This window comes from Candidatus Hydrogenedentota bacterium (genome assembly GCA_013359265.1).
Lineage (GTDB): Bacteria > Hydrogenedentota > Hydrogenedentia > Hydrogenedentales > SLHB01 > JABWCD01.
Genome location: JABWCD010000010.1, coordinates 1 through 26,600 on the forward strand (window position 1 = coordinate 1; position 26,600 = coordinate 26,600).

20 protein-coding genes are annotated in these 26,600 nt (G+C 59.4%); 13 read left to right on the top strand and 7 right to left on the bottom strand.

All coding sequences use genetic code 11. The features are described from left to right. Positions 1 to 93: 93 nt before the first annotated feature. The 3 genes from HUU46_10600 to HUU46_10610 are packed head-to-tail and all read right to left on the bottom strand — an operon-like array spanning position 94 to position 2,845. Entirely contained in the window at positions 94 to 1,272 is a 1,179-nt protein-coding gene (locus HUU46_10600; GenBank protein ID NUM54082.1) for a hypothetical protein, read from the bottom strand. Between the two features lie 12 nt (positions 1,273 to 1,284). Beyond that, the gene (locus tag HUU46_10605) at positions 1,285 to 2,289 is read right to left on the bottom strand and encodes a tetratricopeptide repeat protein (protein NUM54083.1); all 1,005 of its coding nucleotides are present in this window, start codon (positions 2,287 to 2,289) and stop codon (positions 1,285 to 1,287) included. Between the two features lie 19 nt (positions 2,290 to 2,308). Next, entirely contained in the window at positions 2,309 to 2,845 is a 537-nt protein-coding gene (locus tag HUU46_10610) for a hypothetical protein (protein ID NUM54084.1), read from the bottom strand. Positions 2,846 to 3,454: 609 nt separating this feature from the next. On the opposite strand from HUU46_10610, the gene HUU46_10615 reads away from it, so the two are divergent. From HUU46_10615 to HUU46_10630, 4 genes are all read left to right on the top strand, one after another. Then, positions 3,455 to 6,079 (top strand): hypothetical protein, encoded by a 2,625-nt coding sequence (locus HUU46_10615; GenBank protein NUM54085.1) that lies wholly within the window; start codon positions 3,455 to 3,457, stop codon positions 6,077 to 6,079. Positions 6,080 to 6,226: 147 nt separating this feature from the next. Beyond that, positions 6,227 to 7,930, top strand: a complete 1,704-nt coding sequence (gene polX, locus HUU46_10620) for a DNA polymerase/3'-5' exonuclease PolX (protein ID NUM54086.1) — start codon at positions 6,227 to 6,229, stop codon at positions 7,928 to 7,930. Position 7,931: 1 nt separating this feature from the next. Next, positions 7,932 to 8,609, top strand: a complete 678-nt coding sequence (gene nth / locus HUU46_10625) for an endonuclease III (protein NUM54087.1) — start codon at positions 7,932 to 7,934, stop codon at positions 8,607 to 8,609. 6 nt (positions 8,610 to 8,615) lie between these two features. Further along, positions 8,616 to 9,314 (top strand): CPBP family intramembrane metalloprotease, encoded by a 699-nt coding sequence (locus tag HUU46_10630; GenBank protein NUM54088.1) that lies wholly within the window; start codon positions 8,616 to 8,618, stop codon positions 9,312 to 9,314. Here HUU46_10630 and HUU46_10635 read toward each other — a convergent pair. Both HUU46_10635 and HUU46_10640 read right to left on the bottom strand, forming a co-directional pair. Continuing rightward, on the bottom strand, positions 9,311 to 10,120 hold the full coding sequence (locus HUU46_10635) for a hypothetical protein (protein ID NUM54089.1): 810 nt from the start codon (positions 10,118 to 10,120) through the stop codon (positions 9,311 to 9,313). The two genes, HUU46_10630 and HUU46_10635, sit on opposite strands and share 4 nt — an antisense overlap. A 163-nt stretch (positions 10,121 to 10,283) precedes the next feature. Beyond that, positions 10,284 to 10,601, bottom strand: a complete 318-nt coding sequence (locus HUU46_10640) for an RNA-binding protein (GenBank protein ID NUM54090.1) — start codon at positions 10,599 to 10,601, stop codon at positions 10,284 to 10,286. 321 nt (positions 10,602 to 10,922) lie between these two features. Here HUU46_10640 and HUU46_10645 point away from each other — a divergent pair, with 321 nt between their 5' ends. From HUU46_10645 to HUU46_10685, 9 genes are all read left to right on the top strand, one after another. Beyond that, positions 10,923 to 11,951, top strand: coding sequence for a MoxR family ATPase (locus HUU46_10645; GenBank protein ID NUM54091.1), 1,029 nt, complete (start codon positions 10,923 to 10,925; stop codon positions 11,949 to 11,951). 6 nt (positions 11,952 to 11,957) lie between these two features. Then, positions 11,958 to 12,953, top strand: a complete 996-nt coding sequence (locus HUU46_10650; GenBank protein ID NUM54092.1) for a DUF58 domain-containing protein — start codon at positions 11,958 to 11,960, stop codon at positions 12,951 to 12,953. A 2-nt stretch (positions 12,954 to 12,955) separates the two neighbouring features. Then, the gene (locus HUU46_10655) at positions 12,956 to 15,106 is read left to right on the top strand and encodes a BatA domain-containing protein (protein NUM54093.1); all 2,151 of its coding nucleotides are present in this window, start codon (positions 12,956 to 12,958) and stop codon (positions 15,104 to 15,106) included. Positions 15,107 to 15,127: 21 nt separating this feature from the next. Beyond that, positions 15,128 to 17,380 (top strand): hypothetical protein, encoded by a 2,253-nt coding sequence (locus tag HUU46_10660; protein NUM54094.1) that lies wholly within the window; start codon positions 15,128 to 15,130, stop codon positions 17,378 to 17,380. Positions 17,381 to 17,431: 51 nt separating this feature from the next. Continuing rightward, a complete protein-coding gene (locus HUU46_10665; protein ID NUM54095.1) occupies positions 17,432 to 20,266 on the top strand; it encodes a hypothetical protein in 2,835 nt (944 codons plus the stop codon). Positions 20,267 to 20,289: 23 nt separating this feature from the next. Further along, positions 20,290 to 20,958 carry a DUF4159 domain-containing protein gene (locus tag HUU46_10670; protein NUM54096.1) on the top strand — a complete coding sequence of 223 codons (669 nt, stop codon included), beginning with the start codon at positions 20,290 to 20,292 and terminating at the stop codon, positions 20,956 to 20,958. Positions 20,959 to 20,980: 22 nt separating this feature from the next. Next, positions 20,981 to 21,982: a hypothetical protein gene (locus tag HUU46_10675; GenBank protein ID NUM54097.1), complete on the top strand. Its 1,002-nt coding sequence runs from the start codon at positions 20,981 to 20,983 to the stop codon at positions 21,980 to 21,982. Between the two features lie 82 nt (positions 21,983 to 22,064). Continuing rightward, on the top strand, positions 22,065 to 22,820 hold the full coding sequence (locus tag HUU46_10680; protein NUM54098.1) for a thioredoxin family protein: 756 nt from the start codon (positions 22,065 to 22,067) through the stop codon (positions 22,818 to 22,820). Between the two features lie 90 nt (positions 22,821 to 22,910). Continuing rightward, positions 22,911 to 24,194, top strand: a complete 1,284-nt coding sequence (locus HUU46_10685) for a Gfo/Idh/MocA family oxidoreductase (protein ID NUM54099.1) — start codon at positions 22,911 to 22,913, stop codon at positions 24,192 to 24,194. A 10-nt stretch (positions 24,195 to 24,204) separates the two neighbouring features. Here the strand turns inward: HUU46_10685 and HUU46_10690 are convergent, their stop codons facing one another. Together HUU46_10690 and HUU46_10695 are read right to left on the bottom strand one after the other, a co-directional pair. Next, positions 24,205 to 25,116 (bottom strand): glycosyltransferase family 9 protein, encoded by a 912-nt coding sequence (locus HUU46_10690; protein NUM54100.1) that lies wholly within the window; start codon positions 25,114 to 25,116, stop codon positions 24,205 to 24,207. After that, complete coding sequence (locus tag HUU46_10695) at positions 25,113 to 26,591, bottom strand: glycosyltransferase family 39 protein (protein NUM54101.1); 1,479 nt, start codon at positions 26,589 to 26,591, stop codon at positions 25,113 to 25,115. Before HUU46_10695 ends, HUU46_10690 begins: the two co-directional genes overlap by 4 nt. Positions 26,592 to 26,600 lie beyond the last annotated feature (9 nt).

Sequence of the window (26,600 nt, forward strand, 5' to 3'; positions counted from 1 at the left end):
GGGCCGCAGGAGCCGCCGGCGCAGCGGGTGCCGGGTCCTGTGCCCAAGCCGCGCCCGCGAGCAACAGCAACGCCGTTATGGTTCTGCCTGCGTTCATTTTTTCCTCGGGCTGCCACCCAGTTCGGACTCGATCCCCCTGCCGTCCGGTCCTTCCCCGATCTCGGCAATACCTTCAGGAATGCTGGTGATGCCGCCGATGACATTCTCGATTATGTCAGTTGGACGCATCCCCTTCTTTTCGAGTTCCTCGTCCTCCTGCCCTTCTTCTTCGCGTACGGTGTACGCGGGCCGCCATCCCTCGACCTTCACGAAGAACACCAACTCGCGCCGTTGTTCCTCGTTGCTCTTGTTGCCAAGAACCGACGTCGCGCGCCCCCCGAGCAGATTGCCGGGTATCACGCGTTCCGCGAGGCCGACCGTCATGTCCTCGAGTTTTGAAAGCCCCGGCACCGAATCGATGCTCTTCAGCGTTCGATTGCGAAACAATCCGCCGAGAACGAGCACTTGCCCGTGCCGAATCCAGACCTGCGTGTCAACGCTTCGCGTTACGAAGGTGGGGGCAGTAATCTGATTCGCTCCGATCAATTGCTGCTGTTCGGCGACTACGATTTCTTCGCCGAGTTCCTTCACCTCCGCGCGGATGACGCAGTTGAAATAGGTGTCCTCTGTGGTCTGGTAATTCCCGTCGTCGTCGATGACATCGACTATCTGCACCTGCATGATCACGCCGGTCTTGCGGAACTCCGTCGCCGCGACAACCGTAGTACCCACAACCGTCGGGCTCTCGTACGGATTTTCCTCGACGGTTTCGATCGAGGTGGGCGTGGCCCCGCGGACAGGGACCATCGCGCCAGGCCGCGACAGGATGAACGCCTGGTTTTCCGTCTCCAACGCCTGCAGGACCAGTTCGAGTTCTCCGTCGCTCAAGTGCAATCGGTCAAGGAATACCGTAATCGTTCCTTCCGCATCCAACGGAAACGTGAGGTCAGCCGTGCTGATTGCGCCGTCACCGTCGGACACGCGCCCGTACGGTTTCGGGTTTCTGTTGCGCGCGTAGAATGCGTTCAAGCCAGTATCGCGGCCTTTGGTCGCCTGGAATTCAACCACCTTCACGGTGACGTTCGCTTGCTGCGGTGCGTCGGCAGTCAGTGGCGCGGTGCCCGGCGGCACGGGGGGGCGGGCGAATGGCGTCGGGGGTTTGTCTTGGGCCAAAGCAATCGCCGCCATCGACATCCCGATGGCGAGTGCCAATGCTGTCCGTGCTCCGCGCATTACTTTGGACCCTTACTTGCTCGCCGCCACGCACTCGTAGCGTTGTACTTCTTCGATATTGTCAAAGTTGCTGAATCGCGAACTGAACGCCCGGATTTCGCCCGGGTTCATTCGCCCGATGTGAACGGTGTTCGTGTCATACACCATATTGCCGAATCCATAGACGGTAATAATCACTTCCACGCCGTATAAGACGCTTGAACTCTGGTTCACAACCTGGCCCGTCACGGCGTAGTAGAGCGGTTCTCTCGTAAACAGGTCCTTTCCACTCTTGAAGGATGCCGTATTGAACACGAACAACGGCTGACGCTCCGTCTCGCGCCGTTGAATCTCGGACGGCGTCAGCACCACATATCCACCCTGGGGCAGCCGCGCAATGCGGTCGCGCAGCTCCACGTCATCGGCCCGCTCGGGGTGCGCCCTCAGCACGTCGTTGTAAATCCTCGCGGCGCTCTCGTAGTCGCCGCGCGTCCATAAGACGTTTGCGAGTTTCATCAGAAGCGCAACGTCCTGCGGGTTTTGCTGTAGCTGGGCGGACAATTCCTTCACGACAGCGTCCATCTCCTCGGCGGTCTGGTACTTTTCCCGGTACTCCCTTTCGAGCGCATCCATCTCGTTTCTGGCATTTGCCGCGTACCGCCCTTCGGGCGCGAGACGGAGGTACTCCTCGTACATTTCCAACGACTCGGGGTAGCTGCCGACCTTGGCATATGCCACAGCCAGCCAGTACCGCGCATCGAAGGCGGGCTTCGACGTGGGTGCACTGCTGATCACGTGCAACAACTGGGGAATAGCCGCGGTCGTATCGCCGGCTTGGATGCGTCTACGGGCCTGGTCAACGTTTCCGGCGTTTGAGCTGGTGCCGGTCGTGGGACCATTAAGGCCGTGATTGTTGGGTTTGCCCCCGGTGTAGCCCGGCGTCGACTGGCACCCGGAGAAGACCAAGACCATCGCTCCCATCGCGCCGACTAGACCCAGTTGGAGCACCCGCCAGCCCTGTGGCGTTGCGTAAGGCATTCGCTTCCCCCGGATCTGGCTAATTGCCGGCCGAATCAGACTTGGGCTGCTTCTCGGCCTTCTTTTCGGCCTTTGGTTCGGCCTTCGCCGTGCGGCTGTCGCCTTCATCCGACTTTTCGTTCTTGCCGGACTTCTTGGCCTTGGCGATCTTGGATCCGCCTTCAATCTTGGAAACGACCAAAGGAGTGACGTCGTCCGCCGGAATAGCAGGTGTAAGCGACGCCAAGTAACCACGTTGCGCAATCAGGTCATACTCGGTGTCCTGGCCTACTTCCGTAATTGCGCGCGTAGACCGGTCCGTCGCCTGGTTCAAAAGAATCCAGTACTTGCCCGTGCCGCGCTCGACACGGTCCTTCTTCATCTGCCTGTATTCGGGCGTGACCTTGAGTACGGCGTCGTAATCGACTTCCGCCGGTTTCTCAAAGCCCGCGGTGGATCCCCAAAAGACCTTCTTCGAGTCCACCTGGTCTGCCGGAATGGAGCAGAGCTGGGCAAACGCCGCGGTGGCAGTCATGACAACTACCAACGCCACCCTCGCGTTAATCGTGCTCTTCATGGCTCAGTACCTCATGGCGCTACCGACGAGTGATACGCCTGACTGCCGGAAAACTTTCCCATCCCTTCCGGATAGCCTAACGTTCTGGATGTGACCTTGTCAACCCTTGTCAAGAGTTGACTCGGCGTCTCCCTACTTCCGCATCACGGGTCGGAGTGGCGCGTTCCGTACGCCTTTTTCGTCCCTTTTCCCCTGCAAATGGCCCATAAACCCAATGGTTTATTGCCAAGTCTTAAAGGCTGTATACCTCGTTCCGCGGCAGAGTTTCACGATTTCTGAAATAAAACTTGGCATTCGGCTGCGTCGCGCCGTATGTATGTACCGACAAAAGACATAGGCATCACACGGGCGATATGCGAAAATTGCTAATGAGCGGACTTTTTTTCCTATTCGGTTCATTCTCCGGCCAGTCGAAAGCAGTCAATCGTAACTAATTATAAACAATTAACTTACAAAGATTTGCGCGTACGATGCAATATCGGCGACCTCGTCAGTAGCGCTTGTTCAGTCAACAACTTATGCAAGTCAACCGTTATGGCTTTGACAGCAGTCGAACTTCACTCTACAATGCGGGGTACTATGCATCCCTTGCGGGGAAGGATACTCAAGATGGTGCGCAGTTCGGTCTCCATGGCACTGCTGCTGGTGTATCCGGGCCTTCTCGCTGCAAACGAGGCAACGCTCAGGACCGACCAACAGCGGCTCTGGATAGCGCGAAAGCCGACCCCGGAATCGCGTCACGCGAACCTCCAGTGCAGTTTCGCGCCGCAGCACGAGTTGCCGGCCGAAATCTCATTCGAGTGCCAGATCTCTGCGCCGCAAGCCATCGACGAAACGCATCTGGTACTCACGATTCGTGACCCCGCGGGAAAACCCATCCACATTGGGGAGATTCGTCGTGACTTGGCCAAGAAGACGGCCCTGGCAAAATTCACTTGGGAGCCAACGGGGCTGCCGGATGGCGAATATACAGCGGAATTCGATCTCCATACGCGTCCGGGCGGCGAACTGGCGAAAGCTGCGCTTTCCTTGTCATTTCTGACGGGTTCGAGTATTCAATCCCGGATCGGCGCCGTGAAAGCTGAAGCGCACAAGGTCCGTCAGGCCCTGGACGCCCTCGCGAGGACCGGCACGCGCCCGGCATATGCGACGCTGCATACCACCATTTTGGAGGATTACGTAGCGCATGCCGAATCCGCGTTGGCAGCGGGCGACTGGCCGCGCGCTCACGAGTTTGCCGCATACCTAGGCGAGTTGGGCACGACCGCGCGACTGGAATTGAGCTTGGTTACGCCGAGTACAGCGGCGACATGGCCGGGCGGGTCTTCCCCCGCGTCGAGAATGAGCCTGGCAGAGGGAGCGCTGCTCTCGAATGGTATGCCGGAGTACTTGTTTGGTGCGTCCGCGCGCGACAAGGCATCGAATGCGCCAGCACTGTTGGAGCGATATGGACTCGGTCTGTCGGTACTTCCCGTTTCCCCCGCTGACACCCTGGCCGATTCGTCGGAGCTGACTGCATTTGCGGGCGCGTTGAGTGAGTACTTGGACGAGGCCGAACGGCGTGGCATCCGGGTAATTTTGGATTTGGCGCTCGAGAATCTGCCGGCATGGGCCCAATCGCCCGCAATGGATGCGCCGGAGAATAGCAGTTTCAGCTACGACCTGATGGCCGACGAGGCCCGTGCGCTGCTGTCCCGACATATCCGAGCAGCGTTGGCGGCGGCCCAGGACCATCCTAACGTGCTGAGCGTGTTGCTCGCGCGGGACCCCGCGTTACGGCTTCGCGAAACTACGCTGCGCGAGGGACTGATTGACCTCGCCCGGGCGCGGTACCGCGAGTACGATTTGATGAATCGCCGTTGGCGCACCAGGTACATGAGCTTTGACGAGATTCAGATCGATTGGGCGTCGCGCCACACCGCGTATCTGTACGATCTGCAGACGTATCACCAGGAGTTGGGGACGCAGTTTTTTGCCTGGCTCGCCGCGCAAGCGCGCGACGCCGCTCCCGGGCTGCCGGTCGAAGTGCGATTTGCCGATACGGTGTTCGAACCGGGCGAGTCTACGCGCGGCATCGACCGCGAATCGATACTCCAACTGCTCGACATCGGCGGCAGCTCTCCGTCCCAGGATCTTGCGGGGAACGGACTGGCGCTCGGGCCGCCGCGCCAAGCGGCCTGCTACGCGCTGCTGCGCTCATTGCGGCCGGCGGCGCCGATCGTCAACAGCGACGATCGCTTCACGTTACCCGATGGCGTTGTCGGACGGTCGGCTTACGGCCGTGTCCGCGCCATGATGTGGGAAGCAATAATCGCGGGCCTTGACGCATCCGCGATCCAGTTGGGCACGCCAGGCCAGGGTCGTGACGGCATATTGGCCCGCCCCGAATTGCTGGACGCATATGCAACCACGAATTTGGACATCAACCGGCTCGCGCCAATTGTCAGGGCGCTTCAAGACGCGCAGGCCCCCGTCCGAATTTTATGGAGTACCTCGTCGAAGATGTTCGCGCAGGGCGAGCCGTACGTCGCGTCCGCGTTGCGGGCATACGAGGGCTGTTCGAATTTTGGCGCGCACACGCTGTTTATCAGCGAGCGCGAGTGTGAGCGCAACGGGTTGGACGGCGTACAAGTACTGGTCGTCCCGAAGGCGCTTGCGTTGTCGGATGACGCCTTCCACGCAATAGACCGCTATATCGAGCGCGGGGGCGTCATCGTTCGCCAGGGAAACCCCTTCCCGTACGACCAACAGGGTATTTCCCGGACAGATACGGTGACCGTTTCCAAGCGCACAATCCTGATGCGCAGCGAAGATACAGCGCGCGCCTATCTCGATGCGCTTGATGCGGCATACGCGTTGGACGGGATGGGATCGCCGCCGCGGCCCGTGAACGATTTCGGTTATCCCATCGACGGCATGAAGTCGCGCTTCGCGGTGTACGAACGCGTACCGTACCTGTATCTGATTAACCTGCGCGAAACGCCCGTGCGCGTGAAACTGCACGGTCCGTATGCCGCCGGCGCCGATCTCGTTTCAGGCAATCGCGTTGAGTTTCCCGACGCCATCGAACCGTTGACGCCGATGCTCATTCAATTGGATGGAGATACGGCGCCCGCCAAAGTCGCCAGTAATGAGGCCGACGAAACCACGCCGTCCGTCGAACTGAAACCAGTCGTCGACGAATCCGAACGCGAAGTCGTTACGGTGCGTCCCGCGATGCGGCACGGGCGCTGATACGACTTTTCCCTCAGCCTGAACAGGCCCGCAGAACCCGGTTCCGAGCCGTCATGGGCTGACCTCAATCGCCGTTTGCTTGTTGCCGTTGTTGTGCGGGCGCCGAGCATTGTGCTTTCCTACTCGATAGCCACCTTCGAGGAAACCATGACCAAGAAAGCTGTTGCTGCCGTCTTAGAAGAGATTGCGGTCCTACTCGAGTTGTCCGGGGAGAATCCGTTCAAGGCTCGGTCGTATACGAATGTCGCGCGGGCGCTCGAGCAACACGAGGAGGATATCGACACACTCGTGCGCGAGAAGCGATTGCGCCAGATTAAGGGAGTTGGCGACGCGCTGGAGCAGAAGATTGAGGAGTTGGTCACGACCGGGAAACTTGGTTACCACGAGGAACTGCGCGCGCGGTTTCCCGAGTCCTTATTCGAATTGTTCAAGATTCCCGGGCTGGGCGCGAAGCGAATCAAGACGCTTTACGAGGACATGAAGATTGAGACGCTCGTCCAACTTGAAAACGCCTGCACGCGCGGGACCATCGCCGAATTGAAAGGGTTCGGCGACAAGATGCAGCAGAAGATCCTCGATGGCATCACGTTTGCCCGGCGGCATCAGGGAATGTTTCACGTGCACAAAGCCCTTGCCGAAGCGACCCGGTTGCGCGATTGGCTCACGAAAGAAACATCGGTAATCCGAATCGAAATCGCCGGGAGCCTGCGCCGGCGCAAGGAAGTGATCAAGGACATTGATATTGTCGCGTCTTCAAAGAAGCCGGAAGCATTAATGAAGCGGTTCGTCGAGGCGGAGGGCGTCGACCATATCACTGGCCACGGCGAAACGAAATCGAGCGTAGTCCTTAAATCGGGGATTGCCGCCGATCTGCGCGTGGTGACCGACGAGGAATTTCCGTACGCGCTGCACCACTTCACCGGCAGCAAGGACCACAACGTGGCAATGCGTCAACGCGCGAAAGACCGCCACCTCAAGATGAACGAGTACGGGCTGTTTAGCGGCGACACGCTGGTCAAGTGCAAAGACGAAACGGCCATTTTCAAAAAGCTCGGATTGCCGTACATACCACCCGAGCTGCGTGAGGATTTGGGCGAACTGGAACTGGAGCAGACACCGCGCCTAGTGGAGCAGGGCGATCTAGTCGGCCTGATCCATTGCCACTCGACGTACAGCGACGGGACGGCGACGATCGAGCAAATGGCCCGCGCCGCAAAGGACCGCGGATATAAATACATGGTGCTGGCGGACCACAGTCAAACGGCTGCGTACGCGGGCGGGCTTGTTCCGGCGGCCGTGAGGAAGCAGCACAAGGAAATCGATTCGATCAACGACAAACTGAAAGGGTTTCGCGTTTTCAAATGCATTGAGTCGGATATTCGCGCGGACGGATCGCTTGACTACGACGATGACCTGCTCAAGAGTTTTGAGTTGATCATCGCCTCCGTGCACAGCGGGTTGACGATGACCGAGGCCGAAGCGACGAAGCGCGTGGTCAAGGCCATCGAGAATCCGTACTCGGCAATCTTGGGCCATTTGACGGGCCGACTGCTGCTCGCGCGCGAAGGGTATCCGCTCGACATGGAGAAGGTCGTTGACGCATGCGTGCGAAACCGCGTTGCCATAGAAATCAACGCCAATCCGCACCGGCTCGATATGGACTGGCGGCACATCAGGCGCGCGCGCGACCAGGGCGCGATGTTCAGCATCGGTCCGGACGCGCACAGCATCGAAGGGATCGACGACGTGCAGTACGGTGTTGGAATTGCCCGGAAGGGATGGCTAGGTCCGGAACATCTCATCAACTGTATGAGCGCGGAAAGGCTCATCGCTTGGCGCAAAGGAAACTAGCGTGCCGTCGTTCAAGCAGACACAATCCGCCAATCGCGAACGCGCCGCGCAAGTGCTCGAACGATTGCGCCTGCAATACCCCGATGCGACGTGCTCGCTCGACTTCAAGGAACCTCTACAACTGATGATCGCGACCATCCTGGCCGCGCAATGCACCGACGAACGTGTCAACATCGTCACCAAATCGCTCTTCAAACGGTTCAAGAAACCGCAAGACTACCTGAACGCGAACGACGGCGAATTGGAGGAGGCGATTCATTCGTGCGGGTTCTATCGCCAAAAGGCGAAAAGCATACGCAGCGCGTGCGCGAAGATCATCGAGAATTACGGGGGGAAAGTCCCGGGCACGATGGAAGAATTGCTTACACTGGACGGCGTGGGACGCAAGACCGCAAACGTGATTCTCGGCGAATGTTTCGGTGTCCCCGGCGTCATCGTTGATACCCACTGCACGCGCTTGACGAACCGCCTGGGCTTTACCAAGAGCGACGATCCGAAAGTGATCGAACAAGACATTATGAAGATCGTTCCGCGGGACGAGTGGAACACATTCTCCCACTGCATGGTATTCCACGGCCGCGCCATCTGCAGCGCTCGCGCGCCCCTCTGTTCGCAATGCCCTGTGAAGGACCTCTGCCCGTTCCCGAGCACCGCGCAAGGGAAGAAGATTGCGAGATAGGCGGCAATGGCCGGGCCAAGTACAAACAAGAAAATCGCGGGGGTTGGCGCGTACGTCTTCGTCGTGCTGCTCGTCGACGCGCTCGCGGCGACTGGGGCGCGCTGGCGACTGGATGTCGGCGTTGTGGACTTTACCGTCAACTGGTCAGTCTTCTTGTGGCGCGGCGATGGATCATTGTCACAGTTTGATTTCTTCAAGTTTGTTTTTTGGCTTGTGATTCCGGCCACGTTCAGTTTTCGCACGCTGGATTGGGGCTATTTCGGGTTCGCGCGATGGAAGCGTGCCGACGTGCCCCTCCTCATCGCAATGGGTGCGGTGGGCTTAGCATGCGTACTCGCCATTCTATTCATTCCGCAATTGCGTGAATACTATCACTCACGCGCTGACGCATCGTGGAGCGAAAAACTCGCCGCACTGCGCCAGATGGCGCTGTGGAACATCTCGTGGCTGCCGGGTTGGGAGTTCTTGCATCGGTACTTCCTGTTGCGACCGTTCGTAGAGCGTTGGCCGAAATGGGGGTGGGTTGTCGTCCCGGTTTCGGAAGCGCTCTACCATCTTCAGAAGGACCCCATCGAAATGGCGGCCATGTTTGTCGCGGGCATCGTATTCACGCTGTGGACCGTTGCGCGCAAGAACCTCATGCTTCCGTTGATCGTGCACGCCGCGGTGGAGGTGGGGCTTGCGGTGTTCCTTGTGTTGGTCTAACCTTCCGCCTCTGCCGTTTCGGCATTTCGCACGTGCACATTGTCCGGTAACGGGAACCCGGCCGGGCCTTTGACGGATATCAGGATCGCATGGAGAAGCGAGGCTGCCCAAGCGAAGGTAATCGCGTGGATGCTGATGTATTCCATGACAACCCTCGCCTCCGGTATGCTTATCGCGATCATTCCGGACACACCAGCAAGCGCGTACGCGGCGGGTATCAAGAGCGTCGGAATGCGCCGGAAATACGACGCGTATCCGGCGCTCAGCATGATGCACACGGCGAAGATTGCCCCCCATTTCACGCGCGTCCAGTAGATAAGGCTCGACATCGTCGATTCCTGGATGTCGTCTGCGTTTGCGACCCTGGTGAGTTCGAGCAACTGCACATTCTCGACAATGTCGCCAACCAGCATTGCGATCGAAAGCAGAATGCCCAAGGCCAGGAAAACGCGAAGTTTGAGCAACGACCTGAGCCGGTAAACGTTGAGATGCGTGACGAGATAAACCAGAGATGCGTTGTACATGCTGTAGCACACCATGAACGCAAAGTCGTACTTGTTTGTAATGTCCAGTTGCAGGCGGCGCGCTCGACCCTCCTCGGAGTTGGTGGGGCCCAGGTTTTCAAAGATTTCCCTGGGTGTGAGCGCCAACTCGAACCACAGCATCGTTGACGAGAAACCACCGGAGTTCGGCTTCGTATGCGGCGCCACCTCCGGCCCTGCCATCGTGCTCATTACGATGACCGAAGCGATCGTCGCGATACCGGTCACTACAACCAAATACCCCGTGCGCCGCGCACCCTTCATCGAAATCTCCCCGACGTATCCAAACCGCCCAACACACCCAGTATACCCCACCTACCCGATATGGGCATCCCGCCGGAATATCGCGCGGTAAAAAGAAACGGGCCCGTGCATGTTTCAGCACGGGCCCTGCATCTAAACCAATGAACGCTATTGCGGCTGACGGTTACCAGTCGCGGCCGCGGCCACCGCCGCCACCGCCGCCACGATATCCGCCACGGCCACCACCGCCGCCGCCTTCCGTCTTGGGGCGCGCTTCGTTCACGCGAAGCGGGCGACCATCGAGGTCCTTGCCGTCAAGGCCTTCGATCGCTGCCTTGGCTTCGGCGGCGTTAGGCATCTCGACGAAAGCGAAACCCTTCGACTTGTCCGTCATCTTGTCGATGATGATTCGGGCGGAGTCGACCGCGCCAAACGCTTCAAACGCTTTGCGGAGCGACGATTCTGTCGTGTTATAAGACAGATTTCCGACGTACAGGTTCATGGAGCGATTCCTTTGTGTTGCCTTTGTGAAACCGAAACGATGCGTTCAAGGACAAGGGCCAGGCAACCAAGGAACGGCGCGCACACGAGGCGGGATCAATGGAAGCGAAGGGAACCAACTGTCTCGAACTCCGGACGCCAACTGGGCGTCCCATCGGCAAGGTTATAGCACAGTTGTAAAGAATTGCGCAATAGGGTCTTGAGCCCCCGTGCCCCCCGCGCGGGGTGGACTGCCGGGAGGTCCAGCGATTACGATACCGTTACAGGCGCGGAACGGGGGCCGCCGCACGTATGGCGCAACCCTCCAAATTCGGGAGGCCAGATGGCTGTAAATCCTGCGGTAACGCAACACGGCGAACTCGAATTGGCCCAGGAATTCGCACGTAAAGTGCACGAACTTCAGGCCGAACTGCACACAGTCATCGTAGGCCAGGACCGAATCCTGCGCGAAGTGCTGACAACGCTTTTCGCGCGGGGCCACGGCCTCATCATCGGCGTCCCCGGTTTGGCGAAGACGCTGCTCGTGAAGACGTTGGCCCAGGCGCTGGGCTGGGAGTTCAAGCGCATCCAGTTCACCCCGGATTTGATGCCGTCGGACATCACCGGAACTGAGATTCTTCAGACCGATCCGGCGACGGGCCAGCGAGTTATGACATTCGTGAAAGGCCCGCTCTTCGCGAATCTCATCCTTGCCGACGAAATAAATCGCACTCCGCCAAAGACCCAGGCGGCGCTGCTCGAAGCCATGCAGGAATTGACGGTGACTGCGGCAGGCACGACGTACCGGCTCGATCCGCCCTTCTTCGTATTGGCCACGCAGAATCCAATCGAGCATGAAGGGACCTACCCGTTGCCGGAGGCACAACTGGATCGATTCATGTTCAGCATCAACATTTCGTATCCCAACCGCGATGAGGAACTGCAAATCGTGAATGAAACGACGACAGCGGACTTACCTGTCGTTCGCGCGATGTTCACGAAGGACGAGGTTTTGCGGTATCAGGCGCTCGTACGGCGCGTTCCGGTCTCCTCGCACGTACTGGAATACGCCGTGGACCTCGCGCGCATGTCACGGCCAAGCGAGAGCAAGCAGAACGCGTTTGTAAACGAGTATGTCGAATGGGGCGCAGGGCCGCGCGCATCGCAGTACCTCGTGCTCGGCGCCAAGGCGCTCGCGCTGCTCGATGGCCGGCCGTCTCCGTCGTGCGACGATGTGCGGGAAATAGCGGGGCCCGTACTCCAGCATCGTGTACTTCCGAACTACAAAGCCGCGGGCGAGGGAATCACTCCAGCGCAGATAATCGAATCGTTACTGAAAAGCGTGAAGGAACCGGACTACCGGGGGCGGTAGGTCAGCATGGCCCTCAGCAGGACCAGCACGAAGCGATCCTCGCCGCCGCCGCTTCCCGCACAGCCAACCTCGGCAAACCGCCCGGGGACCTCGGGATGGAAGTACTTAAGTCCCGCCGAACTCACCGGACTGAAGAACATGCTCTTCGCCGCGCGCATCATCGTGGAAGGCGCGTATGCCGGGCGCCATCGCTCGCCGTACAAGGGGTCCGCGGCGGAGTTCATCGATTACCGCGAGTACTATCCCGGCGACGAAATCCGCACGATCGATTGGAAGGCGTTTGCGCGGACCGATCGGCACTTCGTGAAGCTTTTCCAGCGCGAAACGGACATGGCGTGCCATATTGTGCTGGACCGGAGCGCTTCGATGGGGTATGGCGGCAAGGCGTTTCGGTCGTACTTTCCCACACTGGAAGTCTCCAAACTCGAATACGGATCGTACCTCGCGGCGGCGCTTGCGTATTTGCTTGTTAAGCAAGGCGACCGGGTGGGCTTAACGTTATTCGACGAGAAAGTTACCGCCCATGTGCCGGCGGGCAGCACGTTTCCGCATCTGTACGCGATTCTCAATACGTTGGAGAAGCAAAAGCCCGGCAAGAAGACATCCGTGTCCCGAGCGCTTCAGGATACGTTTGCGCTGCACAAGCGGCGCGGCATGCTAATCGTTATCAGCGATCTGCTTGACGATCCCGTCAGCGTCTTTCGCGCACTGGACATGTTCCGGCACCGGCGCTTCGAGGTTGTTCTGTTTCACGTCCTGCACCGGTACGAATTGACGCTTCCACCATTGGACAGCGTGAACTTCGTCGATGCTGAAAGCAGCGAAACGCTGACGGCGCGACCGGGCGACATTGCGGAGTCGTACGAAAGGGAGCTTGGGAACTACCTGAGCCACGTCGCCAACGGAGCGCGCGCGCGAGGCATCGATTACAACCTCGTTAACACATCGACGCCGCATGCCGTCGCCCTGCAGAAGTATCTGCTCTACCGGAGCGCGCAGTAGCCGTGGGCGGCTGGACCATTGCGTGGACGAATCCCGCGCTGATCGCCGGCGCGCTGGCTGTTCTCGTCCCGTACCTCGTCCACCTGCTCACCAAGCGCACGCCGCGCACGCTCGTCTTCCCGACGATTCAATTCCTCAGGCGCGCGCATGCCAACCAGTCGGCGCTCTTTCGCATGCGTGACGTTGTTCTCTTGCTCGTGCGTACCGCGTTTGTCTCGTTACTCCTGCTTGCTTTTCTCAAACCCGTGCTCCGCGCGCGCGCGATGGTGGGAGACGATAACAAACGCCAGGCCGCGGTGGTCGTCCTCGATGCGTCGATGAGCATGCGGTACATGGGCGGTACGCCATTCGCCCGCGCGCAGCAGGCGGCGGAAAAAGTCTTGGATCATCTCGATCGCGGCGGCGTCGTCAATGTGATCCTTGCCGGAGCGTCACCGGCCGCGTCGCTTGACGCGCCAGGCGAAAACACGGCCCCGTTGCGGCGAGACTTACTTTCGATGACAACGGCGCCCGAGCGTGCGGACGTTGACTCGGCGCTGGCGGAAGCCGTCCGGCAATTGCAGCCGTTCTCCGATCACGTTCAGACGATATATCTCGTTTCAGACTTCCAGCGTTCGAACTGGTCCTCCGCCAAATTCGATTCAGTCCCCGAAGACATCAAACTTGTTTTTCTGCCCGTCGGCGACTCGGTCACCGCAAATTGGGCAATAACGGATGTCTTGGTGCGGCCGCGTTCGCCGGTACTTTCGGAAACGGTGGAGATTGTATGTACGGTCGCAAACTATAGCAGCCAACCTGTCGACGTGCCGGTGCGGCTTTCGTTGCGCGAAATCGCGCCGCAATCGCCGGACAACCCGGAGCGTACAGAATTTGAAAAGCCCGTCAGTCTCGCGCCCGGCTCGTCGGGCACGGCCAGTTTTCGGTTTCGGGCGGCGCATACAGGCGCTTTCGAAGGGACAGCGCAGGTACCCGACGATGCATTGGACGACGACAATGCGCGCTACTTTACGGTGCACGTGGACGAACAGATCGACGTTCTTGTCGTAAGCGATGCGGCGAACGAAACCCGGTCCAGCGCGCATTTCGTTTGGCGCGCGCTCGACCCGCACGCGGGTGCGGCGAACGGTCAACCCGCACGGCGCGCGTCGGCTATGCGCACCCGGGTGGTTCGCGCCCGGGACCTCGACCTTCGCGCCGACCCACCGCACGTGCTGGTGTTGGATGGGGCAGGGCCGCTGTCCGAAAGCGCAGTCGCCGAGCTTCATTCGTATCTCGCCGGCGGCGGCGCGGCGATCTACTTCTTGTCCGACGTGCTGGACAAAGGAAATCTCGAATCGCTCGCACTTGTTGCGAAAGACGGTTATGTGGCGCCGCTTGCCCTCGCGGCGATGATTGATCGCGCGGACGTCCCGGATTCACCGGGGAAGCTCACTGAAGTAAAACGCGAGGACCCCATCTTCCGACGGTTCCAGGATACAGAGGAGATTTCCCAACTTGCTTTTTACCGCTACTTCACGACGGAGCGATTGGAAGGCCGGGGCGAAGTTCTCGCGCGCTATGACGACGGGAACATCGCGTTGGGAAAAGGGACCGCAGGCGCCGGCGCTCTGCTCTTGTGCAACTTCTCCGCAGGTCGCGATGCGAGCACGCTCGCGCAGACGCCTGCATTCGTGCCGTTGCTGCACGAGATGGTCAAGAGTGCGCGGCCCAGCGAGAGCGTAGCCGGAGGCGCAACCGTTGGCTTCACTGCGGCCGGCAGCGTTTCGGTCATGGAGGCGGATACCGGGCTGCTCATATTAGCGCCATCCGGGAAAACGGTAAACGCGTCCACCGAACGCCGCGGAGAAAGCCTTTCCGTCCTATTGCAGGCGGCGCACGAACGCGGGTTCTATCGAATCAACGACGGTTCACTGCACCTGGGTTCGATTGCGGTGAATGTCGATGCGCGCGAAAGCGATTTGCTGCCGTTGAACGAGGCGCAGTTGCGGGAACTTTCGGCGTCGCCGGGACGGAAAATAGCAAGCATGGCAGCGCAATCGGCACGCCCGATTGACGCGCTTCTGGAAGGTGTTCCGATCTGGCCGTATTTGTTGGTCGCAGCGCTCGGACTTCTCGGCGTTGAACAACTTTTCTTGATTGTGCTCAAGAGATAAACACGCACGGCGTAACGCGAAATGGGAGCTTTGTCCGAAATATCCGTTCATCCGCCGTTCCCTTCGGCGGCCGTTTTGGGTCTTGGCGTACTCGTCGCCGCGCTGGTTGCGACCGCGTATTGGCGATCCCGCGCGAATGCGCGCCTGACGCGCAGGCTGGTGCTCGCATTGCTGCGTTGCGTAGCGGTTGTCGCGCTCGTTCTTGTGCTTCTGCGCCCGATGCGCGCCGAGCCCAATGTGCGCGAAGGGGAACGGCCAATATTCGCGGTTGTTGTCGATCAATCCGCGAGCATGAAAACCGAGGATGCAGACGGAACGTCACGAGACGCCGCCGTGCGCGCGGCGCTGGCCGGTTCTCGCGGCGTATTCGAGCAGGCGTTGACGGCGGACTACGATGTTCGCTATTTCACGTTTGCACACGAATCGCAACCCGCGGTACTCGACGAAATCGTGGGGGGCCGTGCGCCCACCGGCACGACGACGGATTTGTCTGCCGCGCTGCTGCAATCCTCAAGCACGCTAACAAACCGCGCGCTTGCCGGAGTGCTTCTCATTTCCGATGGACGGGACAACGCGGGCGGGGACGTACGGCGCGCCGCCACGTTTGTAAAGGGCGCGAACGCCGGGGTGTGGACGGTGCCGGTCGGCAGCGAAACCGAATCGCACGATGTGTACGTGACCGCTCGATTGAAGCAAAGCTATCTCTACGTGGACCAGCCCGGGTCCATCACGGTCACCGTTTCGCAGGCGGGCTTCGCGGGCCAGTACATCGACGTAGTGCTGCTCCGGGAGGGGGCGCCAGTTGCAACCGAGCGCGTGGCCCTGACGGAACGAGGGGCGTCGATCGAGTTTCCCGTCACGGAAAAAGCGAAGGGCGTAGTCAAGTACGCGGTCGAAGTTTCGCCGTTGCCGGGCGAAGCCGACTCCGCAAACAACAAACGGACGGTTTTCGTGCGGGCCGTGGACGAGCGCACAAAAGTACTCTTCGTTGAGGCGCGCCCATACTGGGACAGCAAGTTTTTGTTGCGCGCGCTCCAGCGCGACCAGAATGTGGAGGTGACGTCGCTCTTCCAAATCAAAGAGGACAAGATTGTCGCAATCGCCGAAAGCTCTGCAAAGGATGCGCCCGAGAAGTCGAGCATTACGCAAGGTATATCGTTGCCAAAAAGCAAGGAAGACTTGTTCAGGTTCGATTGTCTGATACTCGGCAAGGGCGTCGACGTCCTGTTGACCGCCGAGCAATTGGCGTTGGTGCGCGATTTTGTCCGCGAGCGCGGAGGCGGCGTGGTCTTTTCCCGCGCACGATCGTACGGCTTTGACAACGAAGCGCTCGCTGCGCTCGAACCGCTCGTGTGGGAACGAGACTCGGTGCATGGAAAGCGGTTCGAACTGACGCCCGAAGGCAAGACGAGCCCCGTGTTCTCGTTTGGAAAATCGATCCCGTCCGATACGGTCATTCGCGAATTGCCGGAAATGGTTAGTGTCACCAAAGTAGCGCAGGAGAAATCGCTTTCCGTTGTTTTGGCGCGTAGCAAGGAAGACGACTCCGGACTCGAAATGGCGACGATCGCCTACCAGCGGTATGGAAAAGGCAAGGTGATGAGCGTCGGCGCAACCGGGTTGTGGCGCTGGGCGATTACACCACCGGAACTGGCGGCGTACGACGATGTATTCGAACGGTTCTGGGGGCAGATGATTCGCTGGCTGGTTTCCGACTCCGACTTTTTGCCCGGCCAGGAGATTTCGTTTCGGACGGACCGGTACACCTACAATCTGGGCGAGATGGTCCAGCTTGCCGTCCGCACCAAATTCGTCGACGGGCAGTCCTTTTCGCCTTCTGCAACGGTGGTTGCGCCGTCGGGCAAGTTCGTCGAATTACCGTTGGACGCCGATCCGCAGTCCCCGGGCGTTTACACCGCGCGATTCCTGCCCGAGGAGGAAGGCGAATTTGTCGCAACCCTGAGCGACTCTGCCCCCGAATCGACGTTGAATATCGCGGAATCCGCGCCGTTCACCGTTTATTCGGATAACACCGAGACACGCTTTGTCTCCGCCGATAGGGCGTTGATGGCAGATATCGCCCGCGTGACCGGCGGGGAAGCGCTTTCACTGGACCAGTTGAACACTCTGCCCGAACGAATGCGCGCGTTCGAGCGCAAGACCGCAACCGATACGAAGTTTGTCGATATTTGGGACAAGCTCGGCGTGTTTGCCGCGCTCTTGTCGTTTCTCACGGTCGAGTGGTTCGCGCGCCGCCGCAGCGGATTGGTGTGATACGATGAATTCGGTCACTCAAAGCGCCGTTGTTTTCATCGTGCAACTGCCATGGCAAGCGAAACGCTAACCCTCGCCCGATCGATGCGCCGATTCGCCGTGTCCCGGCGAAAACGAATTGCCGCGCTTTCCCTTGTGCGCGCGGCGGGCATCGCCCTTGTCTTTGGATTCGCGCTCGCCTACTTCGATGTGTTGATGCAGTTGAATGGAGACGCGCGGCTTGCGCTGGTTTGCGGCGCGGGCGTGCTCACACTTGCGGGCGCGGCGTTCACGTACTACCGCTACACGCGCGCAGCATCCGAGGCGCGGCTCGTTGCACGTCTCGTCGAGTTAGACGACCCGTCACTCCACAATGACCTGATCAACGCGCTCGAATTCGAACAGGTCCTTGCGGACGAAACGCCCGTGGCGGTGTCGCGTCCGCTTATGCAGCACGAAGTTGATATCGCGTCGGTCCGTTCGGCGAAGCTTGAACGCGTGAAAACGCTCACACCTCCGTCGCTTCGCAAGGAACTGTATTCCCTCCTCGGCGGTCTGCTCGTATCGGTGCTGCTCGTGCTGCTGTTTTCGGACGCGATCGCGGCGGTGCTTCCGCGTTACATCGATCCGTATGGGGATCATCCGCCGTACAGTCCGACGCGGCTCACAGTGAATCCGGCCGGAATCACTGTTGACTACGGAGAGAATGTCACCATCAGCGCGACCGCGTCGGGTGTGACTCCCGAAGAAGTGACCTTGGTGCTTGAGGTCTCGAACGGCCAAACGGTTGCGGAGTTGCCGATGCTCCGCTCGTCGGAGGGCGATTACCGGCAGACGATCGAACGCGCGACACAGGATTTGACCTACCACGCCCGCATCGAGCGCGGGCGCAGCAAACGATATGCTCTCTCCATCGGAAAGACGCCGCGGATTGGCGCGGTGAACGTTTCCTACGCCCATCCTGCGTACACCAAACTGCCGCCGCAGACGCGGCAACTTGGCGCGGACGCGATCATTCGCGCCTATGAGGGAACTGACGTCGAATTGACTATCGCATCCAACCGACCGCTGCGTGGCGGGGCAATGCGGCTGGGTGATAGCGATGTAGAGATGACGCCGGGAGGCGACGCGCAAACCGCAACCGGTAGTTTTACCGTTGGCACGCCTGTAATGCTGGAGGCGCGAATCACGGACGTCGAGAACAACGTCAGTAACGATATCCTCCGCGCACGGATTGAAGTCCTGCCCGACACCAAACCTCGCATCGCTATCGTTTCCCCCGGACGGCAGGCGTTCGCCATTCCCACGGCGGAGGTTCCTATAGAGATTGAAACACAGGATGATCTTGGGGTCGCAAACATCACACTCTTCCGTGGACTGAACGGTTCGGGCGATCTATCGAAAACGCTTTTCGCCAGCGAAGGCGGAGAAACCCAGGTGAACAGCGTCGAGGTATTGGACCTGCCCGATCTTGGCCTGCGTCCGGGTGACGTTATCGACTTCTACGCGACGGTGGCGGACACGTACCCAAAGGGCCCACAAACGGAAGCCACCCCGTCGCATCAAATCACGATCATTTCCGAGGAGCAATACCGTTCGTTCTTGCAGCAGGAGACGACAGCCGAAGGCCTTCGGGACCAGTACTACGAGGTCAACAAGCGCCTTGAGGATTTGATCGCGGCGCAGGAAGAGATTGAGGCCCAAACACAGGCCCTTCTGAATACATTGGAGTCGGGGGCGCAACTGGGTCCCGAAGACAAGCAGAAACTGCTTCGGCTTTCAGAACAACAACAGAAGTTGGCGCAAGAAACACAGGACGCCGCGAAATCGTTGCGAGACGAGGCTGCCTCGCCGTCGACGTTCGATATCGAAAAGGATTTCAAGAAATCGCTCGGGCAAATGGCAGAGCGGCTCGATCGCGCCCGCAATGCGATGGACAAAAGCGCGACACAACTGAATCAGGCCGCGGTGGGTTCCGAAGGTGGATTGTCGGAGGGCCTCGCCGGAGCGCAGAAAGACCAACAGACGGCGCTTGGCGAACTCGGCCAGAATAAGCAACAGTTTGCCGAACAGATCGGCAAGCCGTTGGACGAAGTCGGCAAGATGTATAAATTGCTGGAGGACGTGGAGACCTTCAAGGCGATCTACGCGGCACAGGTCGATCTGGAAAGGCAGGCGCGGTCCTATCGCGATGTCAATGCACCGTCACTGGACCAGTTGGTTCGCCTTAAGGAACTGGGCCAGGCCCAGAACGAAATTCGAAATGCGACGATCGACCTGCGCAACAATTTCGAGAAGCACGCTGCCGAGATTGAACCCACTCTCCCAAATATTGCGCGCGACGCGAGGGAAATCGCGGAAGGAATCGACGGACGGAACATCCCGACTGTGATGGAACAGGCAATGAATGGCCTAGCCTCGGGCGACGGGGCGAACGGCCACCACGACGCGGAGGAAGCCGCACGGCTTATGGACCAAATGATCGAACGCGTTGCCGCCGCCTCGGGCGGAGGATCGGAGATGGCACAATCGTTGAGAATTACGATGGGAATGAACCCGGGCGATACGATGTCTCAGATGCAGAACAGCGTGCGATCCGCCTTTCAGCCTGGCCAACAACCTGGTGCAGGCAGCGGCGGCACGCAAACAAGCAACGCCTTCGACATGTTCGGGCCGCAAGGCAATCAGAAGAAGGCGGACAAGGAAAGCCGTATGTCGCGGCGCCGGATGCCGGCAAGCGCCGAAGAGGCGCGCGATGAATCCGAGTTTGCGGGCGCATTCGAGGAATTGGATACGGACGAGAGCCACGGTCCCATGATCGACGCTCCGGCCTCGCAACCCATAACCGAAGAGTACCGCCCAATCATCGAGGCATATTTTCAACGATTGGCGGAAGAAAAATCATGACCTGCACGGGACGAACCATATGCGTGGCCCTTGCCACGTTGATGACGCTCACGGTTACTCCATCCACGTCGCGGGCGGGCGCAGCCAATCCGTCCGACAACGAAGCCCGCCTGGAACTGGTGCAGTGCGCGAACTTGATCTACGCGGGGTCGAAAACTTCGCACTGTTTCAGCGACAAGTTCCTGCGCGAGCTTGGCGACATCTCGTTTATTGTTGCCGATCGTCAGTTTACGCCGGCGAAACTAAGCACCGAGGAAGTGTTCAATTTCCCGTTCGCGATTATGACCGGCGAGGGCGCGTTCTCCCTGTTCGAGGAGGAACGAAAACATCTCAAGTCCTATCTCGAGCGTGGAGGTTTTCTACTCGCCTCGGCGGGATGCTCTTCCCCGGATTGGGACCGGTCGTTCCGGCGCGAATTCAAGTTGCTGTTTCCCGATCAGGAACTCACGAAGATACAGATGGATCATCCCATCTTTCATCTCATCTACGACATCAAGCGCGTGAATCTCAAGAACGGTGGCACGACACTTCTCGAGGGACTTGAATTGGGCGGCAAGATAGTTTTGATCTACTCGTCCGAAGGTCTCAACGACGTTGCCAGCGTGCAGGGCTGCTGCTGCTGCGGTGGAAATGAAATCCGCAACGCCAAGGAAGTGAATACAAACATCATCGCGTATGCACTCACGCACTGACGCGCGCGAACACAACGGGCCCATGAAGAGAACAGTTGGCATAGTGATCACCGTCCTGGCGTTCGCCGCCGCGCTCGCGGCAGCTTCGCTGTTCATGCCGTTCTTTCCTGCTGCGCCGGCATCGTCCGGCGGGCAGCCAAGAGCGGCGGCAACCCCACCCGACACCATTACCATTCTGTATACGTCCGACACGCGGGGCCACATGAATCCCTGCGATTGCACCGCGGGCGTCGCGGGAGGCCTTCCGCGACGGAAGTCGTTCATCGCTCAACGGCAGTCCGGTGACACGCTTATCGTGGATGCGGGAAACATCACCGCGGGAGGGCGGCCTTGGGAACTGTTGGAACTCGAACACATCCTGCGCGGGTACGAACACATTGGATACGACGCAATAAACATTGGCAAGCGCGAGGCCGGTTTGCCGGCCGTGGCGCTGGCCAAGTTGATGTCGACGTATCCAGCCCTCGTGTCGGCAAATGTGCTGGACGCGAGCGGCGAATTGATCTTCTCCCCGTTTCGGCTCGCCACGTTGACAAGTGGATACAAGGTGGCAATTATTGGAGTAACGGACAGCGATGTATCGCCCGAGGAACTTGGGGAAGGAGTCAAGGTTTCTTCCCCGGAAGAAGCGATTGCCAGAGTTCTCCCTCGTGCCACGGTCGAAGCCGACTTCATTGTCTTGCTTGCCTTCGTCGGCGAGCAAAAGCTGAAAGAACTCGCCGAGCGCTTTTTCGAGATCGATGTGATCGTGGGAGGCGACGTGAAGCAGCCGTCCGGCAATGCCGTCGCAGCAAACAAATCTACGATTGTTTACATAACGGACAAGGGTAAGTCCGTCGGAGAACTGAACCTGCTGTATGTTGGCGGACAGTACATCGCCGAGAAGAACACGATTACGATGCTCATGGAAAACGTCCCCGACGATCCAGGCATTGCTGCCCTGGCCGCTGAATTGCATCGGAAGCTGGTTGAGAATAGTTATCCAACGAAGAAGGACGACGAAGATGGACTCTCAGCCCTCTGATGCGAGACAAGAGCGGGCGGCGGTCCCGCCGATAACCACTGCGAGGTCACGAGCCTCACGCTGTGGTGCGTGTGCAATTGCCTTGTTTGTCGCCGCTTTTGCGCCTGCAGGGCTCGCGCAGACTATCCCTTGGTCGTCCGACTACGTAGCGTCCATTGAAAAAGCGGGTACCGGCGGCAAGCCGGTGCTTATCGATTTCACGGCAGTATGGTGCGGCTGGTGCAAGCGTCTCGATGAAGAAGTGTATGCCGACGCGTCAGCCGTCAACGCGCTGAAAGACTTCGTTTGTCTCAAGATCGATGTGAATGAACAGAAGAACCTTGCGCTCGCATACAATGTTCAGTCCATGCCGCGCACAATTGTGCTAAACGTACACGGCGAAATCGTTGGCGACCTCACCGGATACGTGCCGCTTGGGACGTTTCTGGAATTCATCGAGGGACTCAAGGACGACTTGACCCGTAAGACCGGGGGGACCATGAAACCGGACGTGCGTGTGCCGGTCACACCGCTGGAAAAGGCGCAACCTGCAATTATGCCCGATACTCCTGTAGACGAAATGCTTCAATTGCTCGGCGATCGCGATCCGAAAGTCCGCGCCGAAGCGATAAAGGTGATAGACGAAAAGCCCGAGCGACTCCAAATTTTGGTGTCCGCACTGGCAAGTGACGCGCTCGGTACGCGGATTACGGCATACGAAACGATCCGAAAATTTGGTGGTTCTGAACTGAAGTTTGATCCCTGGGCGCCAAAGGCCGAGCGAGTTGAGGCGCTAACTGCGTGGCAACGATGGGCCGAGCAAGCCACGGAAGACCGGGCGGAGGAAGTAGCCCCGTAACACATGTCTCCCATCGCTTGAATCGCTACGTCCAGGTCCATACAGTTCCGCATGCAGGTTTCACACTGAACACTGGGAGCAATCAATCCAATGTCAAACCACGAGTCGAACGAATTGCATGCTCAACCGGAATTGGAGAATGTCTCCCGGCGCGAGTTCCTCGCTCAAAGCGGCGTAAGCATCTCCGCCGCGGCGCTTGCATCCCAATACGCTTTTGCCGTTGACACCGCACCGAGGAAAGTTCGTATCGGCGTTGTCGGTGGCGGATTTGGCTGTTCGTTTCAATGGCACGAACATCCCGACTGTGAAGTTGTCGCGGTCAGCGATCTCCGCGAAGATCGGCGTAAGCGCCTGACGGAAACCTACAAATGTGCGACGACGTACGACTCGCTCGAAGAGTTGGTCAAGGCGCCAAATATCGACGCGGTCGCGATCTTCACGGATGGCCCGTTGCATGTGCAGCATGTTGTCGAATCTATGTCCCACGGAAAACACTGCATCTCCGCCGTTCCGGCGGCGTTCGGCACCATGGAGCAGGCGCACGCCTTGAGCGATACGGTGAAGCAATATGGTCTGACCTACATGATGGCGGAGACCGGGTATTACCAGCAGGCGACGATCAGCGCGCGCAAATTCCACGCGGATGGAAAGTTTGGCGACCTGTATTACTGCGAGTCCGAGTATCAACATCCTGGTTTGGAGGTGCTTTACACGGAAAACGGTAAGCGCACCTGGCGGCACGGCATGGCGCCGATGCACTACCCAACGCACACGACCGCGCATATCATCGGCGTTACGGGCGAGCGCCTTGCGAAGGTCACGTGCATCGGCTGGGGGGATGACGATCCAATCCTCAAGGACAATGCCTACAACAACCCGTTTTGGAATGGCTCGGCCATGTTCACCACAGACCGCGGGCACGCGTTCCGCATGAACGTGTGGTGGCGGGGCGCGCACCGCGGCTGCGAGCGCGCACAGTGGATAGGGACCAAAATGAGCTTTTACATGGAAGGGCCGACAACCGCGCCCTCGTGTATCGTCCGTTGGGGAAAACAGACGGAAAAAGACGACGCGGGGTTCGAGCGTACGCTTCCCGAATACGAAGAGTACAAGACGCCGAACTATTGGGCGACAGATATGTTGCCCGAACCGTTGCGGCACGATTCAGGCCATCAGGGATCGCACACGTTTCTCACGCACGAGTTCGTCGATGCGCTAGCGCATGATCGCTTGCCCGCTGTCAACGTGTACGAGGCGCTTGCCTACACCGTGCCCGGAATTATTGCGCACGAATCCGCCCTCAAGGGCGGCGAATCGATGGCAATTCCCAACTTCGATCCCGACGGGTATAAATGGCCCGGAGCAACATCCTGACGCCGCTTCATTACCGCCCGATCGTTGAATTGTTTTGTTCGCTTAAGTCTGCTGCATCTTTTTCGATAGTGGCGATCGCACGAAACACGTCGTCAATATCTGGCCACTGTCCGTCTCCGGACACTACCGCAACGTTCTCCCCGCGCGGCGCCCAGACGCGTGGATCGGTCGGGCCAAATATAGCAACCGTCCCGCAGCCGCACGCAGCCGCGAGATGGGTGACGCCGCTGTCGTTCCCGATATAGGTGCGCGTACCGGTCAGATGCCGGGCCAACGTCACGATACTCGGGACTTTCAGTACGCTTGCCCTGTCCGGTGTTGTGAGTCGTTCATCGGCGGGCCCGCATATCCATTCGACGTTACGGCCCCGCTCCTGCATGGCGCGGTCGACGTTCGAGAATCGTTCAATCGGCCAGTTCTTGCGCGCGGCCCCGCTGCCGGGATGGATCAATACATCGTGTTGTTGATCGCCGGACTCGATGGGTAGCAGCAGCGGTGGCAAGCTTTCGTATCCCAGACATTCCGAATAGTAGTCGCTTGCGTGGCGGTTCCAGCCCGCACCGGGCGGTAATCCGGGAAACGCGAGCACGTCGCGCACGCCAGCCTGCTCGAACGCGGATTGAATTGTGCCGTCGTCTTTCATCCACACGATCGCACGATCGAACCGGCCGGCAAACGACTCGAAAGGCGCAGATGTCCGGTTGAAAACGCTTGCAAAGTCGAAGTCGTCCAACAAATGGGCCGTTCTCGCGATGCCGGAAACGACGGCGAGGTTGAGGCGGTCGCGATCCAGTCCTGCCAGTTCGACCGGACCGTCCTCTGCCAGACGCTTCAGACACGGGCAGAAGAGCAGAAAGTCGCCTATGCCCCCCGTGTGAATGACAAGCGTGCGTACCTCTCGACGTGATCGATAGGCTTTCATGGCGCCAAAGAGCCGCCTACTACTTCGTAAATTACGATGCGTGCGTCGGGATAGGGTGACAAGTCGGACTTCAACAAACGCAACCACCGCGGCGCATTTTCGGGATCGAGCAGCGGTGTCAGGGCGGGAATCATCTGCGTCGAGTAGCGCTCGTCAACCACGACATACCGCATGTCGGCGTCGGCGACGCGCGCCCGGATGTCTTCGATCGAGTCCTCCGGCGCGGGCCCGCTGGTGGGCATGTGCGCGTAGTACCCTACTTGCGGCTTGCGCGACAGGATGAGGCCCGGCTCGAGGTTCGATGCCATCCACCTTCCCGCAAACTTGTATTCGAGCGGTTTGTACGACTTCTTGCCCAGCATCGACGGGACCACATTGGGCCAGATTCCCGCGACCATCATCACAGTGATGACGGTCACGGGGCCATGTTGCAGCCAGCGGTACTGCGGAGACGTGCTTGCCGCACGAGACAGCAATGCGGCGCCGCGCGCTGACCACATCGCGATAACGATAACGGTCGCCATCACGTACCGCGGTTCGGGATAGGTGCTCAAGGCCGCCGCAACGAATTGTGTTACGGCGGCAAGTACGACGGCCAACTCGGCCCGCCGGTCTCGTTCATGGCCGCGCCAGCCCACACCCCCCGCGATCGCCAAGACACCGAGCACCGGACCAACCATGACAGGAATGGTTCTCATGCCAAGGTGTGCGGCGGTACGAACTGTCTCTTCACCGCGAGAGATGAATGAGTATTCGACAGACGATGTCGAGAAGCGCGGAGCGATGCCGGCGTGAACCGACATCGAATGCATGAGCCACATGTGGGCGGGAATCGCAACAACCAACGCGATGACGCTCGGAGCGAGCCGCCGTACCGCCGTGCGCCGGTCTTTCGCTGTGCTCGCGACACCTGCAATTATCGCACAGACGAGAAGCACTCCTTCGGGGCGCGCCAGGTAGAGCGCAAACAGTGTAAGTGGAAGCAGAACGGTATACGCACGGCCGGCGCGAACGGCCCCAAGTCCGATGGCGAGTCCGCCGAACCACAGCGTTGTATAAAGCGCCTCCGGCGCGACACGGCACGAGTAATCGATCAACCACGGCCAGAGGACGACGAGCAATGCAGATATCCGCGCGGCCGCGCGGCCGTGGAGCGTGTACGACAACGCAACGACGGGCCAGACAAGCATGGTTCCCGCGGCGAGCGAAACAACGAGCGCGGCCGTTTCTACATCGGTGAATACCTGCGCGGCAAGCGCCGCCAACGCCGGGTAGAGCAAGGGAATCCGCGGATATACCTCCGCGAAACGGCCGTCCGCGATGCGTTCGGCAGCTTCTAAATAAAGAATTGAATCGGCCGAATCGATGACATGCGGCGTGATCGAGAAGAAGGCGATCCGCGCGACGAACGCAGCGGCCACCCACAAGCCGATTTCGCGCGCCGAAGAGCCGATGCCTGTTGAAGTCGTTTCCACGAAGCAGAT